The 15,422-nt window shown below is 42.1% G+C and carries 14 protein-coding genes; 7 read left to right on the top strand and 7 right to left on the bottom strand.

What is annotated here, in order from left to right; genetic code table 11:
- Positions 1-16 precede the first annotated feature (16 nt).
- From C5Z25_RS05730 to C5Z25_RS05715, 4 genes are all read right to left on the bottom strand, one after another.
- Entirely contained in the window at positions 17-955 is a 939-nt protein-coding gene (locus C5Z25_RS05730) for an alpha/beta hydrolase (protein ID WP_105451760.1), read from the bottom strand.
- Positions 956-1,483: 528 nt separating this feature from the next.
- Complete coding sequence (locus C5Z25_RS05725; protein WP_234002786.1) at positions 1,484-2,122, bottom strand: zinc metallopeptidase; 639 nt, start codon at positions 2,120-2,122, stop codon at positions 1,484-1,486.
- A gap of 193 nt (positions 2,123-2,315) precedes the next feature.
- A complete protein-coding gene (locus C5Z25_RS05720) occupies positions 2,316-3,203 on the bottom strand; it encodes a LysR family transcriptional regulator (RefSeq protein ID WP_105451758.1) in 888 nt (295 codons plus the stop codon).
- Between the two features lie 86 nt (positions 3,204-3,289).
- A complete protein-coding gene (locus C5Z25_RS05715; RefSeq protein WP_105451757.1) occupies positions 3,290-4,705 on the bottom strand; it encodes a DASS family sodium-coupled anion symporter in 1,416 nt (471 codons plus the stop codon).
- Between the two features lie 548 nt (positions 4,706-5,253).
- On the opposite strand from C5Z25_RS05715, the gene C5Z25_RS05710 reads away from it, so the two are divergent.
- The 4 genes from C5Z25_RS05710 to C5Z25_RS05695 all read left to right on the top strand — a co-directional run bounded on the left by C5Z25_RS05710 (position 5,254) and on the right by C5Z25_RS05695 (position 10,240).
- Positions 5,254-7,608, top strand: coding sequence for an NAD(P)H-dependent oxidoreductase (locus C5Z25_RS05710; RefSeq protein ID WP_105451756.1), 2,355 nt, complete (start codon positions 5,254-5,256; stop codon positions 7,606-7,608).
- A 452-nt stretch (positions 7,609-8,060) separates the two neighbouring features.
- Positions 8,061-8,900 carry a DegV family protein gene (locus C5Z25_RS05705; protein WP_105451755.1) on the top strand — a complete coding sequence of 280 codons (840 nt, stop codon included), beginning with the start codon at positions 8,061-8,063 and terminating at the stop codon, positions 8,898-8,900.
- A gap of 176 nt (positions 8,901-9,076) precedes the next feature.
- Positions 9,077-9,805 carry an LrgB family protein gene (locus tag C5Z25_RS05700; protein ID WP_105451754.1) on the top strand — a complete coding sequence of 243 codons (729 nt, stop codon included), beginning with the start codon at positions 9,077-9,079 and terminating at the stop codon, positions 9,803-9,805.
- A gap of 12 nt (positions 9,806-9,817) precedes the next feature.
- Positions 9,818-10,240, top strand: a complete 423-nt coding sequence (locus tag C5Z25_RS05695) for a CidA/LrgA family protein (protein WP_105451753.1) — start codon at positions 9,818-9,820, stop codon at positions 10,238-10,240.
- A gap of 336 nt (positions 10,241-10,576) precedes the next feature.
- Here the strand turns inward: C5Z25_RS05695 and C5Z25_RS05690 are convergent, their stop codons facing one another.
- A complete protein-coding gene (locus tag C5Z25_RS05690) occupies positions 10,577-11,128 on the bottom strand; it encodes a GNAT family N-acetyltransferase (RefSeq protein ID WP_105451752.1) in 552 nt (183 codons plus the stop codon).
- A gap of 175 nt (positions 11,129-11,303) precedes the next feature.
- Here C5Z25_RS05690 and C5Z25_RS05685 point away from each other — a divergent pair, with 175 nt between their 5' ends.
- Positions 11,304-12,158, top strand: coding sequence for a metallophosphoesterase (locus C5Z25_RS05685; RefSeq protein ID WP_105451751.1), 855 nt, complete (start codon positions 11,304-11,306; stop codon positions 12,156-12,158).
- Positions 12,159-12,211: 53 nt separating this feature from the next.
- The gene (locus tag C5Z25_RS05680; RefSeq protein WP_105451750.1) at positions 12,212-12,433 is read left to right on the top strand and encodes a PLD nuclease N-terminal domain-containing protein; all 222 of its coding nucleotides are present in this window, start codon (positions 12,212-12,214) and stop codon (positions 12,431-12,433) included.
- 130 nt (positions 12,434-12,563) lie between these two features.
- On the opposite strand, the gene C5Z25_RS05675 is transcribed toward C5Z25_RS05680, so the two are convergent.
- Both C5Z25_RS05675 and C5Z25_RS05670 read right to left on the bottom strand, forming a co-directional pair.
- A complete protein-coding gene (locus tag C5Z25_RS05675) occupies positions 12,564-13,049 on the bottom strand; it encodes a Fur family transcriptional regulator (RefSeq protein WP_105451749.1) in 486 nt (161 codons plus the stop codon).
- Between the two features lie 144 nt (positions 13,050-13,193).
- On the bottom strand, positions 13,194-14,456 hold the full coding sequence (locus C5Z25_RS05670) for a hypothetical protein (protein WP_199774934.1): 1,263 nt from the start codon (positions 14,454-14,456) through the stop codon (positions 13,194-13,196).
- 384 nt (positions 14,457-14,840) lie between these two features.
- Here C5Z25_RS05670 and C5Z25_RS05665 point away from each other — a divergent pair, with 384 nt between their 5' ends.
- Positions 14,841-15,398 (top strand): NADPH-dependent FMN reductase, encoded by a 558-nt coding sequence (locus C5Z25_RS05665; protein WP_105451748.1) that lies wholly within the window; start codon positions 14,841-14,843, stop codon positions 15,396-15,398.
- Positions 15,399-15,422 lie beyond the last annotated feature (24 nt).

Here is a 15,422-nt window from a genome sequence, read left to right as displayed (position 1 = left end):
TTAAGGTTGTTTTTTATTAGCTGGTTAGATAGCGGTTAAGAAAGGTCTTAATGTGTTTTTCATAAGTAGCGGGGTCGACCCAAAAGCTTTCAGCATGACTAGCATTCGGTACTTGCCACATCTGCTTAGGCCCGCCCGCGGCTTGATAGTTTTGTTTCAACATCCAACTAGGCACATAAACGTCCTTTTCACCATGAATAAAGAAAATGGGACGGGTGTTATGGCGGAGTTGTTCCACTGAACTAACATCACTAATAAAATAGCCCATCCGGTGGCGGTTAATGAAGCTGACCAGCGGTACAATCGGGTATTTTGGTAAATGAAATTGGCGTTTGAGCAAATAAGTGAGTTCATCTGCCAGACTGGTGTAGCCACAGTCCGCAATAATTGCTTTAACTTGTGGTGGGAGGACTTCACCGCTCATCATTTCCACGGTTGCGCCTCCCATACTAACGCCGAAAAGCACAATTTCAGCTTGTTGGCCCATCTTGTGTAGCACTTCTTGGACCCAATCCGCATAATCGTGTCGATCTTGCCACCCAAAACTAATATAGCGGCCGGCACTTTGACCATGACCACGATCATCAGGTAACAAGACATTGTAACCGAGGTTATGAAACATATAGGCATAATTGGCCATGGTTTCACCATCACCCTTATAGCCATGAGAGACAATAACGGTTCGCCGACTTGGATTTTTGGCGGGCACGAACTTGGCGACCAGCTGATTAGCAGTGTCGTCACGATTTAAATGCCAAGTTTGCAAGGGCTGGCGTTTTAGCCAATCGACATAGGCCCAATAATCAGTCGCATATTTTTGTTTGTCGGCGGACGTTTCAGGGACGTAATCAACTCGTTTAAAAGCAAAATTATATAATTTTTCACTAGCGAGCAGGGTCGCTGAAATTAACATGAATGGTGCGGCTAAAGCGGCCATCCAACGGCGCTTTTTCATGTGATCAACTCCTTAATATCAACCTTATTATGATACGCCCCTAGCTTAAAAAAATGCAAATTTTCTGAAAATAAAAACCATCGCTTTACGCGACGGCAAAAGGAGTGTTCATTTTGTTAGGTTGGAGGACCTAACAAGACTGTTTTCATTAACTTTGGAGGAGTAAATGAAAAGGTATAGCAGTTGAGTGACAAATTCAACTACTATGCTACTAGTATAACGATTTATGGCATAAAAAGTAAATAGCTTGCTCAAAGGGGGATGATGTAGCGTCAAAAAAAACCACCGTATCGGGGAATACGGTGGAAAAAGGAGTAGGGTAAACATGCGATGGGGAGTCGCATGTTACTATGAATTTCATTACTTTGGAGGAGTAAATGAAAAATTTTAGGTTGTGTTATAGCCAATTGAAGTTGTCCCTCAATTGCTATGATGCTATCATACCGAGCCGGTGTGAAGAATATGTGAATGAATCCGGCCGATGTGGTGAAGAATTCACTAAGCCTTTATTAAGCCCTTATTAAGCCCTTAATCATTGTCGCGGTTACCGCCGAATAGGATGATTAGTCGGAGTAATTGTAGGAAAGTGGAGAGCGCCGCTGCCACATAAGTTAATGCGGCGGCAATGAGCACTTTACGGACCATCGGAACTTCTGCCGGTGTGAGTACTCCGCCACTTGCTAGAATCGTTAATGCCCGTCTGGAAGCATTGAATTCAACCGGTAAAGTCACCAGTTGAAATAGTAGTGCTAGTGAGAACAATAAAATGCCAACATGAATTAAGGTCTGATTGTAACTGAGTAAGACCCCCACAATAATAATGGGTAAAGATAACGTTGACCCGAGATTAGCTGCTGGAACGAGGGCCGTTCGGAGCCGCATGGGCCAATAGTTCACGTGATCTTGTACAGCGTGCCCGCATTCGTGTGCGGCGACACCGATGGCTGCGACTGACGTAGATTGTGCCGTTGAGGCTGATAGACTAAGTACCTTAGTCTGTCCATTATAGTTATCGGTTAAGTCACCACTGATGGCCTGGACGCCCACGTCGTTAATTCCTGTTTGGGTCAAAATAAACTGCGCCGCGGCGGTTCCTGTCGTATTAGATTGACTCCGATAGGTATCGTAGTGTTTGAAGGTCCGGTTGACATAGCTTGATGCGGCCATCGAGATGATTAAACCGATGATGACCAAAAAATAGGTTGGATCAAATAGTGAATAAAACACGTGTGAGTTAAATATTAAGAGTTAGTTTAGCAGATGTGACTAACTTTGCCTAGGGGACTGATCTCTAAACGAATCACCATAACCAGTGCACAAAAACCACCGTAGCGGGGAATGCGGTGGCAAAGGGCGTCAATTACTCTTGAACCTTAATTTCTTTTAACAAGTCGATACAACGTGTTTGATAATCGTTTGGTAAGAAGGATTTTCGAACCGCCAGTTGCATGTAACAATCAATTGATTGACTAGGCTTAAGCGGAATCTTAACAACATTAGGGCTTAAAGCAACGGAACCGTTAATGACGAACCCGATGCCTAAATTGCGAGCGACTAATCTTTCAACGAGCTGATTAGAATGAGCCTCATAGATGATTTTAGGTTGAACATTACTACGACTACAATAGCGAGTTAACGCTGTTCTTGGTAGTGAATGTGGTAAACGGGCAATGATGGGTAACTGTTGTAAATCAGTTGCTTCAATCATCCGTAAGCGACTGATTGGTTGCTGAATGTTAGCCAGTACACATAGAGGGTGTGTTTCTAATTGAAATACTTGCAAATCATCTGATTGCATTGGCTGTAGTGTTGAAAAAATAGCGGCATCTAACTTATGATTACGCAACTGTTCGAGTAGCTGTTCAGAAATAGCAACTTCAGTCGTGACGGAGGCCAATAAGTGATGATGGGCAAAGGCTTCAATGACGCGCGGTAGCCAAATTCCACCAGCAATGTGTGAAAATCCAAGTCTGACTTTTTGATCACTAGCATGTTGCACTTCTAATTCAATTTGAGTAAATTCTTTAATTAGGTGACGAGCTTTAATATATAAAACCTGTCCAGCTGAGGTGGTAACTAAGCGTGCTCGGTGATTAGACTGAGTTAATAGTTTAGTGGCATATTTGGTCTCAAGTCGTTTGAGTGCAACTGAAATTGCTGGTTGTGTTACCTGAAATTGCTTAGCAGTCGCAGTGTAATTACCAGTTTCGACTAAGCTACAAAAGTATTTTAAATCACGCTCGTTCATAAAAATCCTCCCTTTAAACTAATTTAAGTATAACGTAAATTAATTTAATTAGAGCTGGCAACGTGATTTTTAAATAACGGTAGGGCTCACCAAAGGCCAAGCACCTTAGTCCACAGTAGGCCGCCGCCCAGCCAAATGATATTGAAGACAAGTCCGATGAGTGCACTTAATTGCCACCATTCTTTATTGGTCACATAGCCGGTACCGGAAAGTAAGGCTGCCGGGCCAGCGGAGTATGGTGTTGTTGACAAATAGATAGAACCACAAAAGGCTAACATTAGGGCCGCTAAAGTAGTGGGGACGCCAGCACCAATGGCTACTGAAAGGAAACCAGCATAGAGGGCTGAAATCTGGGTTGAAACACTTGGAAACATGTAATGTAAATAGAAGTAAGCCAAGAATAAAATAATTAGAACTAGAATCCAATTCATGCCATGGAGTGAATGACCTAATGTACTTGAGAACCAAGGGAAGAAGCCGAGCGTCATTAGTTTTTTCGACATCAACATAATAATGGATAGCCAAACTAGAATATTCCAGGCAAAACTTTCATTTAACAGGTCTTTAGTTGTGATGACCCCAGTAAGTAACAAGATGACTACGGCAATAAAGCTAACTGTCGTCGCATCGATACCGATACTTATGCCGACCAACCATAAAATAATCGCAAGTAAGAAAGTCAGTAACATGATTTTTTCACTGAGGGCCATTTTGCCAAGTTCGTTAAGTCGTTTATCTGCCCAAGCACGTGCATTCGGTGTTGCTTTAATCTCAGGTGGATAAACTTTATATAAGATGAAAGGAATGACCAATAGTGAAATAAGCCCTGGTACGCTGGCTGCAGTAAACCATTGCAACCACGAAATTGTGATACCTTGGGTTTTCGCCAGTCCTAAGGCAACCATGTTGCCTGCTAACCCAGTTAAAAATAACCCAGAAGTAACGTTGTTAATTTCATATTCATTAAAAATTAGAAATGAGCCTAATTTACGTTGCGTTCCTTGCTTGGGATCAGAACCCATTTCATGAGAAAGGTTATCAATAATTGGATACATAATGCCGTTAACCCGAGCATTATTGCTTGGAATACCAATTGCTAAAACGGTATCGACCGCAGACAAAGCATAGGCTAATCCTAAAGTGTGTTTACCAAATAATTTGACAAATAGGTAAGCAATCCTTTTGCCTAAGCCGGATTTAATAAAGCCAGCTGCCATAAACATACACATGGCAACCATCCAAGCGGTAGAATTGCCAAATCCAGCTGTGACTTCGTCCATAGTGAAAATTCCAGTTAGAGTGGCGGCCGTGATACCGATTAAGGTGGTCGCCATCATTGGCAAGGGTTTAGTCACGCAAGCGATGATAGTAGCAACGAAAATAGCGAATAGATGCCAGGCGGTTGGACTAATCGCTGCAGGCTTAACTGGTGTGAGTAACCAGAGCCCAATCCCCAGTACTAAGGGTAAAATAAAAGCTTTCCAATTAATTTTATTATTCATAATGTGTACCCCTCTATATGATTCACGGATTGCAAAAAAGATGACGATAGGAGTTACTATCAACGGTGCAACCATCACCATTGAAAAAAACATCACATGATTAGTCAAACTAGTGACTTCCTAAATCTTCATCCGTAGCATAACTTTTATTTTTGAATTGTCAATGTGCTATTTTTTTAATAAATGGTCCAAATATGTTGAACATCGTCTTAAAAGGGACCACTATAGGGAACTTAATCAGAACGCACATGACTAACAAGTCAATCAGTGGATGAAATAACCCCGCTATCAGCAGATTTTAAAGTGATAATCATTAATTTTATTTATGGAAGTCAAACTATTTTTTCGGCAAAAATGAGTGCGACCTAACCTAATTATTGGTTAAATATAAAAAATAACACGCCGTTTAGCCGATGATAACAGGATTATAGGCGACTTTTCTGAATTATAACGTTGTCTTTTTTTTAAAAGTGCGTATATTGGCCTTGTGAACAACCACACGATACTTTTTAAATTTTCACAATTAAAAATAAAAGGGACTGTTAGTTATGAAATTAGTTGCAATCGTTGGGACCAATGCTGAAAAATCTTATAATCGAGATTTATTACAGTATATGAAGCAGCACTTTAGTGAAAATGTCACGATGCAGATTGCGGAAATTGATCAAATACCACTGTTTAAAGAATGCAATGCAACTGTTGAATTACCGGAGTCAGTAAAAACATTAGCTAATCAAATTCAAGCAGCCGACGGTGTCATCATTGGTGTTCCAGAATATGACCATGCCGTACCGGCAGCACTGAAAAGTGTGATTGAATGGTTATCATACCGTGTTCACCCATTTGCGGGGAAGCCACTCATGATTGTGGGAACTTCATTGGGGATTCAAGGAACCTCGCGCGCACAAGATGAATTACGGTTAATTTTGAATGCACCGGGAGTTGGGGCAACGGTGCTGCCCGGTAATGAATTCATGTTAAGCTTTGCGCCAAAGGCTTTTAATGAACAAGGCAGTTTGGTTGATCCACATACGGTTAATTTTTTGGAAAGTTGTTTTGCCAATTTTACGAAACTTGTAAAATCCCAAAATAACGGCCCAGCTTTAACCGTTAAGTGGCAAGGAAATTATGATGTGATTGTATTAGGATTTGGCGGTGCCGGTGCCTCTGCAGCCCGTTTTGCAGCCGATAATGGCGCGCATGTGTTGATGGTTGAGGCGGCGCCATATGGTCGTGAAGGTGGTAATACCCGTTATTCAGCGCAACACGTCGTAATGGGGGATAGCTTGACTGATTTAACTGATTATTATCATGCGTTAAATGCACCGTTTGCCATGCCGGAAAAGACATTACAGGCTTATTTATCAGGGATGCATCAAATACCCGAGTATTTTAAGCAGTACTTGGGTATTCCGGCAGTTAGCTGGAAACATGATATTAAACCTGGGGATGCTGTCGCAATTAAAAAAACGATGGCCGAATATCCAGAACTAAAGGGGAGTCAAACAGTTGATTTTGCACTAGTCCATAAACGTGATAAAGATGCTGGTTTATGGAAAGTACTGCGACAAAAAGTATTAGACCGAGCTGATCAGATTGATGTTTGGCTAGACTCACGAGCGCAAACTTTGATTCAAGAACCTGGTACTGGAATTGTTCGTGGTGTCCGGATTAAGCGGCAAGGTCAATTATTCAATGTGCATGCCAAAAATGGGGTTGTTTTAGCCATGGGTGGGTTTGAAAATAATCCAGAACTGGTTCAAACTTATTTGCACAGTCAACGATTAACACCACTGGGGACCTTATTCAATCGTGGTGATGGTATCAAAATGGCGCAATCAGTTGGCGCTAAGATGTGGCATATGACGAATTATGAATCACATGGTATTCTGCCTGGATTAACTTTTAAGGAAGCTGATAATGAACGTGGTCGTCAGCTAGAATGGCCTAAGTTGAAGCAAGGCAGTATTCTAGTAATTGCTGATGACGGGACGCGTTATTTTCCAGAGGATGCGCCGCATCGTCATGGACATATTAAGACGCATGGTTCTTGGTTAATTCCGATGAACAATCAGCATCCGTACTTAGTATTTGACCAAACGCAATATGATGAATTTAAGCAAGAACTAGCACAAAAAGGTCAGTTACCCTATCCAGAATTTATGCAGAAACTAGTCTCAGCAACTTCGCTAGCGCAATTAGCTGAAAAATTAACTGTGCCAACTGCCAAGCTTGAAAGTACAGTGGCAAGCTTTAATCAGTTTAAGCGATTAGGTCAAGATTATGAATTTGGACGGGATTCGGCAAGTATGCGTTGTTTTGATGACGGGCCATATTATGCAATTGCGGTTGTTAATGACGTTTTAAACACGCAAGGCGGACCAGAACGTAATGAAAAGGCTCAAATTCTAGATATTAATAATAAACCAATTCCACATTTGTTTGGTGCCGGTGAACTTGGTGGGATTGTGGCTAATTGCTATCAAGGTGGTGGTAATCTAGCTGAATGTCTTATTTTTGGAAAACTAGCGGGTGAAAATGCAGCAGCTGCTAAAGATGATACTGATGCCGTTAATGCCAATGATGTTAATGGGATTAATGATATTGTGGCTATTGAGCAGACGACTAAGATTGATTTGGGGACTGATCAATATCTAGGTAGTTCCAATAGTGGGCTTGGTGGTAAGGTCGTAGTGCGCGTAACTTATCGTAATAATCGGCTGGAAAAGGTAGAGGTTATGCAACACCATGAAAGCGAAGATGTTGGGTTAGTAGCGCTTGATCAATTACCAAAAGCAATGGTTGCGGCGAATTCCACCGATGTTGATGCGATTTCTGGAGCCTCTGCTTCAAGTCGCGCGATTAAAGAGGCCGTGAAGGATGCTTTAAAGCAAGTTAATTAAAATAAGGCTAAAAGACATCTGCTGGATTATGGCGGATGTCTTTTTGGAATAACCCAGCAGTGACACAAAAAACCACCGTATCGGGGAATACGGTGGAAAAGGGAAGTAAATTAAGTTAGGTTGTTACACACACAGATTCATTACTTGGGGAGGTAAATGAATTTAATTTAGGGCTGTCATTAAGGAATGGGGACTTCCTCAATGACCATAAACATAGTATAACCACGTTCCTTGAAGAAAGTGTGACGGTCAAAGGCTAAAAACGTGATCTCATTTTGAAAAAACAATATTGTCGTGGCGATTTAGTTTAATTTTACAAACTTTATAACTGAATCGTGACCGATTTAATGTTGCTAATACTGTTAAAAGCAGTCGTAGTAAGCTTTCATAAAGTTGACGAAAGTGTGAATGCTATAATTGCAACCAACTTAGTTGAAAGCGTGGTTCTTGTTATGACAATTAAAATCGTCACTGATTCATCGGTCCAATTAACTGCGGCCGAAATTGACCAATATGATATTAACATTGTTTCGTTGCTGGTGGGCTTTAATGGTGATTTGGTGGCTGATACCACGGTTTCACGAGCTGACTTTGACCGTGAAATGACAACTAATCCGAAATTACCGACGACTAGTCAACCGCCAATTGGGGACTTTGTAACGTGCTACAATGCGTTAACTGCGGATGGAAGTCAAGTGCTGTCACTCCATCTCACTGAAACCTTAAGTGGGACTGTGAATGCTGCGCGCCAAGCTGCTAAGCTGGCGACTGGTCAGGTGACTGTTATTGATACGCAATCTGCTGATCGCGGGATGGCTTTTCAAGTGCTAACGGCTGCGCGGATGGCGCATGCGGGTGCCGATTTAAACGCAATTTTGGCTAAGATTGCAGTCATTCGACAACAGACGCATGTTTATCTGTTTGTGGATACCTTAGATAACTTAGTTAAGGGTGGGCGAGTCCCTAAAATTGCCGGTGTCGTGACTAATCTAATCAAATTAAAGTTTGTGTTTGAATTAGTTGAAGGTAAGTTAAAGTTGTATACGCGGGGACGTGGAAAAAAAGCGTTAATTAAAGCGCAAACTCAGATTTTAGCGGAATTAGCGGATGTTAGTCGAGTTGAATCCGCGGGTATCTCGTATGTAGGCGCTGAAACGGTGGCGCAAGCCCCACAAGCTTTGATGCAAAAAGTAGCGCCGCAAGCAGATTTATTAGTTGCTCGAACGAGTCCCATTATTGCGACACATACGGGTACTGGTGCCTATGCATTAATGTTTCAAGTGGTTGATTAAGACGTTTGGAGTCCGAATGCTATTAATTAAATCTATAGTTTGCTATAATAAGTATATAATATTTGGAGTTGTGTTAGCGCACTGCTCTGAGCCTAACCACCATGTAAATGATGACTAGACCCGGAGTGGGGCGCTTTTTTGTCACTTTCACCCCCTAAAAGAAAGTTGGAACTTATTTGAATTATCTTCTCAATAATCCATTCTTTGGCATCGGTTTGACCGTGTTAGTTTATGGGATTGGCGAGTATTTGTATCATAAAACGAATCGTTTTGTCTTATTCCAGCCATTGTTTTTTGGAATGTTACTCGGGATTGGTTTACTGGTATTGATTGCGTCAGCCCTGCAAGCACCGCTGCACAAAGTTTATCAGGCTTATCAAATTGGCGGCGACTGGTTATTTTGGCTAGTAGCGCCTGCCACCGTTTCATTTGCGGTCCCACTATATAAACGTAATGATATTTTTAAGAAGCATTGGGACGTGATTTTGCTAGCGTTATTTTTAGGACTATTATTCTCACTATTCGGAATTTATGGCGTGTCTCGGGCGTTAAACCTGACAGATGAAGCTTTGGGTGCCATGTTAGTTCAAGCGGCGACGACGGCAATTGCTTTACCAGTTGCTGAATCGGTCGGTGGTGACCAAGCCATTGCGGCATTTGCGGTTATTCTGAACTCAGTCTTGATCTATGCTTTAGGTGACCACTTTATCCGTTGGTTCAAGTTACATAAGAACCCGTTAGGTGCCGGCTTAGGGTTTGGAATTGCTGGCAATGCGGTTGGTGCAACTAAAGCGATTGAAGTTAGTGAGGCTGCTGGCGCAACTGGCGCGATTGCCTTTGTGATTGCTGGGATACTAGTTAACTTTATGGTGCCAGTCTTTGCCCGGTTAGTCGGTCTCGGTTAAGGAGGAATTTTAATGAAACCTAAACACAAATGGTCGTTTATTAGACAAATCATGATTTATGGGGCAATTTTATTAGCAAGTAGTTTGATTTCAGAACTAATGGCCCAACTCTGGCCGGACTTTCCCATGCCACCAGCCTTGATTGGGATGATTATGCTATACGGTCTGTTAACATTTAAGATTGTTAAATTAGAACAGGTTGAAGGCGTTAGTAACTTTTTTGTGCAAATCATCAGTTTGATTTTTATTCCTTCCGGGGTCGCATTGGCAACGAAGCTAGATGTTTTGAAAGCTGAAGGACTACAAATTATCGTGGTCATCATTTTATCGACGCTGATGTTACTACTTTTTACCGCTGGCATTGCCTGGGTCTTGGTCCAAGCTAAGACGTGGCTACAAGATCGACGGTCGAATTCTCCAGTAGAAGAGGATTAACCTGAGTGTTAGGTTGAATTGGTGAACGATTTATAATTGCATAGATCATGCACCAACTCAAGTTAACAATCACTGGATACAAAAAAGCCACCACATCAGGGATGTAGTGGTCAAGGAGTAGGCAACATCAAAGTGGGGGCTTTGATGCACCCCATTCATAAGACTTGGGGGAGTCTATGAATGAAAATGATTAATAATCGACATTATGGCAGCAATGCCAATTATAATCTAAAAGACTAAAGAATATTAATGATTGATAGTGATAAAGTCTTTTCTATCAATCTGCGACTATTATAATTGCAAACCAAATTGACTGCAACTAATTGCGCTGATTGTTTAGTCTAGTTTGATTCGGGGTTGAAAATCAGCGGCAAATAGTCCCATGCTATACAAGTCATGGCGTTGCCCGTCACGCTTGACAGCGAGCTTATTCGTGCCTTCAAATTCAAAGCCACTATTCTGATAAACTGCAATGGCTGCTTGGTTAGTTGCAATAACGTCCAAACAAACTTTATATAAGTTTAATTCATTAAAACCATAATTAAGCATGAGATTTAAGGCTTCGGTACCATAGCCTTGACCACGGTCAGTTGCGTCACCGATGGCAATAGCTAATTGACTGATTTGATTATTCCATTCAATGTTGAACAACGTGACAAAGCCTAGTAACCGATCATCGTCGGCTGTACGAATGTGAAAGTAAAATTCAGTATCACGACTAAGATTGCGGTAAGTCTGTTCAAGTTCTTCACCGGATAGTGGCCGGGCTGGTAAGGTGTCCAGATTACGGACAAAACTACCAGCGGTGTACCAATCACTAATTTCGTCAAAATCTTCAGGTCGTGGGACCGCTAGAACAACGCGTGGACCAGCTAAAATATTCTTCAATGTAAAAATCCCTCACTTATTAACTTAAGTAGTCTTATCATAGCTCAATTGGCCGCCGAGCACTACTAACAGAATATTTACAGTTACTTTACAAGATAACTCGGTGAAAATTTACGTCCACTTAGTATGTTAAGGGTAACCATTTGGCGAATACTAGCGTAAAGAAGTGATTAGGGTGCAACGGTTGCATATTATTCAGATTTCCGATTTGGATTTGACACCGCGTGGTCAATTGTCGGTTCATCATCAACAGCTCGATCCTTGGCATAAGTTGGCGACGATTATTCAAGATATTCGGACGTTACCCGTTCAACCGGATTTAATCGTTTTAACGGGTGATTTGATTCATGGCGGTAGTGCCACTGATTATCAGCGGTTACATGTCGTTGTTCATCAGATGAAAGCAGAATTTCAATGCCATGTCCGAGTGATTCTTGGGAATCATGATAATCGTGAGGCCTTTTATGCGGGGTACTTACCGGCTAATCCTGGGCCGTATTATACGAGTCGGATGCGTATTGGGCGCAATGATTTTTATTTTTTAGATTCTAAGGTGACTGGTTTTGAAGCGGGAGAATTAGCTTTAAAACAGTTACAATGGCTAGGCAAACATTTACGTCAAGCGCCAACCAAGCGGGCTTTTCTTTTTTTACATCATCCGTTAGACGGACCGACAATGCAGAACATGCACTATGCCATTCTTCAAAATACGTCAGCACTGTTATCCGTCTTACGAGGTCATAATATTGGCGGTGTTTTTACCGGCCACGTGCATTTCGCCACGACCTATTTAGTCGGTGATCGTATCTTAAATGCAGTTGCGGAGCCAGCGGCGTATCGCATTGATTGCACTGACCCACAGATGCATCTGGTGCACGAAAGTAGTGGTTATCAAGTGATTACGGTGGAACGGGGGCAGGTGGGCGTTGCCACCCGGCAATTATTATATCGGCCAGCGGTGATTGATACGATTCGGATTGCCAATGCGCGTTTCTTAGTACCATCACCACTAACATCACGAATTTGTTAGCGTTTCCATTTTCGGCAGCGTATAATGCTAAGTAAGTGAAGGAGGGGTTTAAAATGATTAAACATTGTCAAAAAAAGCAACAGTTATCACGGCGAGGACGTCAACAAGTGGCGCCTTTTGTGGCATTCGAGTTAGTTGCAACCAGTATCGCAATGATTGATATCGTACGAGCTAAATCGGTGCGTCGTGGTCATAAGTTCGGTTGGTTATTGTTAGCCCTGGTCCAACCGATTGGCCCTTGGTTGTATTTCAAGTTCGGCCAAACTAAGGATTAAGTTAATCAAAAGGAACGGCACAAATTAACCTTTGTCCCGTGTTTCGGTATCCTAGAAGATGCCAAATAGTCACTGCAAGAATTCAAAAAATTCTTGCAGTGACTATTTTCTTTGTTGGTCCCACGTGTTTTTATTCAGCATCATTTTTTAAGTGGAGGCGTTTTAAATCAGCAAGTTTCGTAACATTAAGTTTCTTTTGACAATCGGGACAGAGACCGTAGACTTCCATATTGTGACCAGTGACTAAATAGCCAGAAATCTCGGCGGCTTTGGTTTCAACCAGACCTAAATCGGGTTCAAAGACGTCGGTAATTTTACCACAGTTTTCGCAAACAACATGATAATGGGGCCGGCCAAAAAAGTCATAATGGGTACCGGCATCACCATTTTGTAATTCAATCACGAGGCCTAAATCGACAAAAAGTTTGAGCGTGTTATAGACCGTTGCTAGGCTTAAATTAGGTAGTTGCGCGGCTAATGCCTGATAAATAGTTTCCACGGAAGGATGATTGTGATGGGTTACCAAGTAGGTCAAAATTATCTGACGCTGTGGGGTGACCCGAATTTTGTGATCTTTTAATTGTTGTAGGGCTTGTGTTAGCATATCCGCTGCCATGACGTGGGACCTCCTTTACTAAGATTCAACCCTATTAAACCACATTTGTGAACGGGATTCCAGCTTAGAACCATTATTAAAAGAAATTGACTAAAATAAACGGTCGCACGTAAAAACGACTCAGCGTAAAATTGAGTCGTTAGTTTAGGATTCCTTGATGGAGAGGGTCGATTTTGTTAACGCGACTTGTGGGATGGGCGTTGTTTGGGCCCAAACCAATAATTGTGCTTGAATATTCTCTAAAATTTTCATGCCAAGCTGGTAATCACGTTCGGAGCCGATACTATTAAAACTTAACGTACAAGTTCCGGCAAAGGTGCTCGCTGCAATTTCCATGGTTGGTGTGGTTCGAAAAGCGCCTGAAAAAACGCAATTAACGAGAGTTAAGCCGTGAAACTTAAGGCGTGCTTGATCAATCGTGCCAAAATTCGTATAGGTGAGCGGTTGTTGTGCTAACCACCGCTTCGCAATTTTACGCATTAACTTAATTGGCATCGTATGATTCATCTTCTGCAAATTAGTTAACCGATATAAGAAAGCTGCACGAGTATGTTCCGCTGCCAATAAATCATGGACTTGTTGAACTAAGACTGAAAAAGGTGCCTCGACATCGACTTTAATATTTAGGTAGACTGTCCCGGTTAGATTAGCAATTTGCGTGATGTTAGGCTGATCGGTTGTCAGGCGCCGAAAATTAACGGGACAGGGTAACGTAATTGTGGTGTGCCCGGTTAGTACTTGCAACGCTTTGGCATAGGCGGCTAGGATGGCTTCACTGATGCCGATATCTTGCGCTTTAGCGACCCGGCGAACGCGTCTAAACTGCTCGCTGGTTAGCATAATATGTCCGATATGGCGTAAGTTGATGCCTTGGTAATGGGGTAAGCGAACCGTACTGAAGTGGCCGTCACTATGGGCATGTGTTTTCTTAAATTGCCGTTGTAATTGTGACATAACGGGCCGTAACCGCCGTTCGTTACTAAAATGAGATAAGTCGTCATAATTGTAAGCTTGGACGAGTAGGTAGAGGTATTCTTTAAAACCGACACTATCGGTTAAAAGGTGGCTCATAAAGGCCTGCAACACATCATATTGGTCGTGATGAATCACGAAAAGCTGTAATTGCGGGCCGTTGTTAAAATTAAATTCAACGTTTTCAGGACTATAAGGGCTTTGAGCTTCAATTACAATGTCATCAACTTGTTGATGAACGACCTCAAAACGATTACGATCGGCCTGATAGCTGGCAAAGATTTCAGGGACAATTTGCGCCGAAGCTAGCACAGCAGCTTTGAGGCGTTCGATATTGATTTTACTAGAAAAAACTAAGCGTGAACGCATTAAGGGCACGGTTTCATCCGTGAGTAACATATTCACAAAATCTAGGACTTCACCACGATAATACACAAGCCAAAACCTCCGATCAAATTCTCTAACAATTAGTATAACAGACTAGCTATGGTTGGGATGTGTGAGATGCTGGGTTTTGAAAAAAGTTAATAAACAGGATTGAATGAGTGGCACAAGCCGGTGCATACACTGCTTGGCGCCGACATCAGTCACCGGGTTAATTAAACTTAATTATAGCTAAGTGACTTGCGATTTGTCTGTTTTTTTAACGGTATTCAGGTGATTGGTCGCTGATATTAACGCAACGGTAAGTTAGGCGAAAGTTTGAATTTAGCGGTTGATTTTGGCCGAATTAGACTGGAATAGTTGTAACCGGTTTCGCTGGGACCGAAAAAAAGGCGTATACTAAAGATAAACACAACTTAAAGGAGTTCTACACTAATGAAAATTGTTGCCCTGGTGGGGAGTGTTCGGCAGGCCTCATATAATCAAAAACTAGCTGAATACGTGCAAAAGCGTTATGCGAATCAACTAACTGTGACGATTCCAGCCCTCAAAACCTTACCGTTTTATGATCAAGATATTGAGCTAACGGCACCAGCAAGCGTGCAAGCTTTAAAAAAATCGGTATTAGCGGCAGATGGGGTTATTTTTGTCACCCCGGAATATAATCATAGTATTTCTGGTGTTCTAGAAAATGCCATTGATTGGTTGTCGCGAGTCGAGCATCCTTTGAAGAATAAGCCGGTGATGATTCTTGGTGCGACAATGGGTCCATTGGGAACCGTGCGAGCTCAAGGGCATCTGCGGCAAATTCTGGATTCACCAGGCGTGGCAGCGCGAGTTTTACCAGGCGACGAATTTTTATTAGGACTTGTCCAAACTAAATTCGATGCTGCCGGTCAGCTGACTGATCAACCGACCATTGATTGGCTGGATCATTGTGTGCAGGACTATCTTGATTTTGTGCAACAGTCACGGCCAATCACTGCGCAATAGCGATTAAAAAATAGTTGAGGGGTA

The sequence above is a fragment of the Lactobacillus sp. CBA3605 genome, assembly GCF_002970915.1.
GTDB lineage: Bacteria > Bacillota > Bacilli > Lactobacillales > Lactobacillaceae > Lactiplantibacillus.
This window is presented reverse-complemented; position numbering and strand designations above follow the sequence as displayed.

Bases quoted from the DNA above. Each gene is read 5' to 3' on its own strand.
- C5Z25_RS05710 (WP_105451756.1), top strand. From the start codon at position 5,254: ATGAAATTAGTTGCAATCGTTGGGACCAATGCTGAAAAATCTTATAAT.
- C5Z25_RS05715 (WP_105451757.1), bottom strand. From the start codon at position 4,705: ATGAATAATAAAATTAATTGGAAAGCTTTTATTTTACCCTTAGTACTG.
- C5Z25_RS05675 (WP_105451749.1), bottom strand. From the start codon at position 13,049: ATGGCAGCGGATATGCTAACACAAGCCCTACAACAATTAAAAGATCAC.
- C5Z25_RS05680 (WP_105451750.1), top strand. From the start codon at position 12,212: ATGATTAAACATTGTCAAAAAAAGCAACAGTTATCACGGCGAGGACGT.
- C5Z25_RS05720 (WP_105451758.1), bottom strand. From the start codon at position 3,203: ATGAACGAGCGTGATTTAAAATACTTTTGTAGCTTAGTCGAAACTGGT.
- C5Z25_RS05730 (WP_105451760.1), bottom strand. From the start codon at position 955: ATGAAAAAGCGCCGTTGGATGGCCGCTTTAGCCGCACCATTCATGTTA.
- C5Z25_RS05695 (WP_105451753.1), top strand. From the start codon at position 9,818: ATGAAACCTAAACACAAATGGTCGTTTATTAGACAAATCATGATTTAT.
- C5Z25_RS05665 (WP_105451748.1), top strand. From the start codon at position 14,841: ATGAAAATTGTTGCCCTGGTGGGGAGTGTTCGGCAGGCCTCATATAAT.
- C5Z25_RS05725 (WP_234002786.1), bottom strand. From the start codon at position 2,122: ATGGCCGCATCAAGCTATGTCAACCGGACCTTCAAACACTACGATACC.
- C5Z25_RS05705 (WP_105451755.1), top strand. From the start codon at position 8,061: ATGACAATTAAAATCGTCACTGATTCATCGGTCCAATTAACTGCGGCC.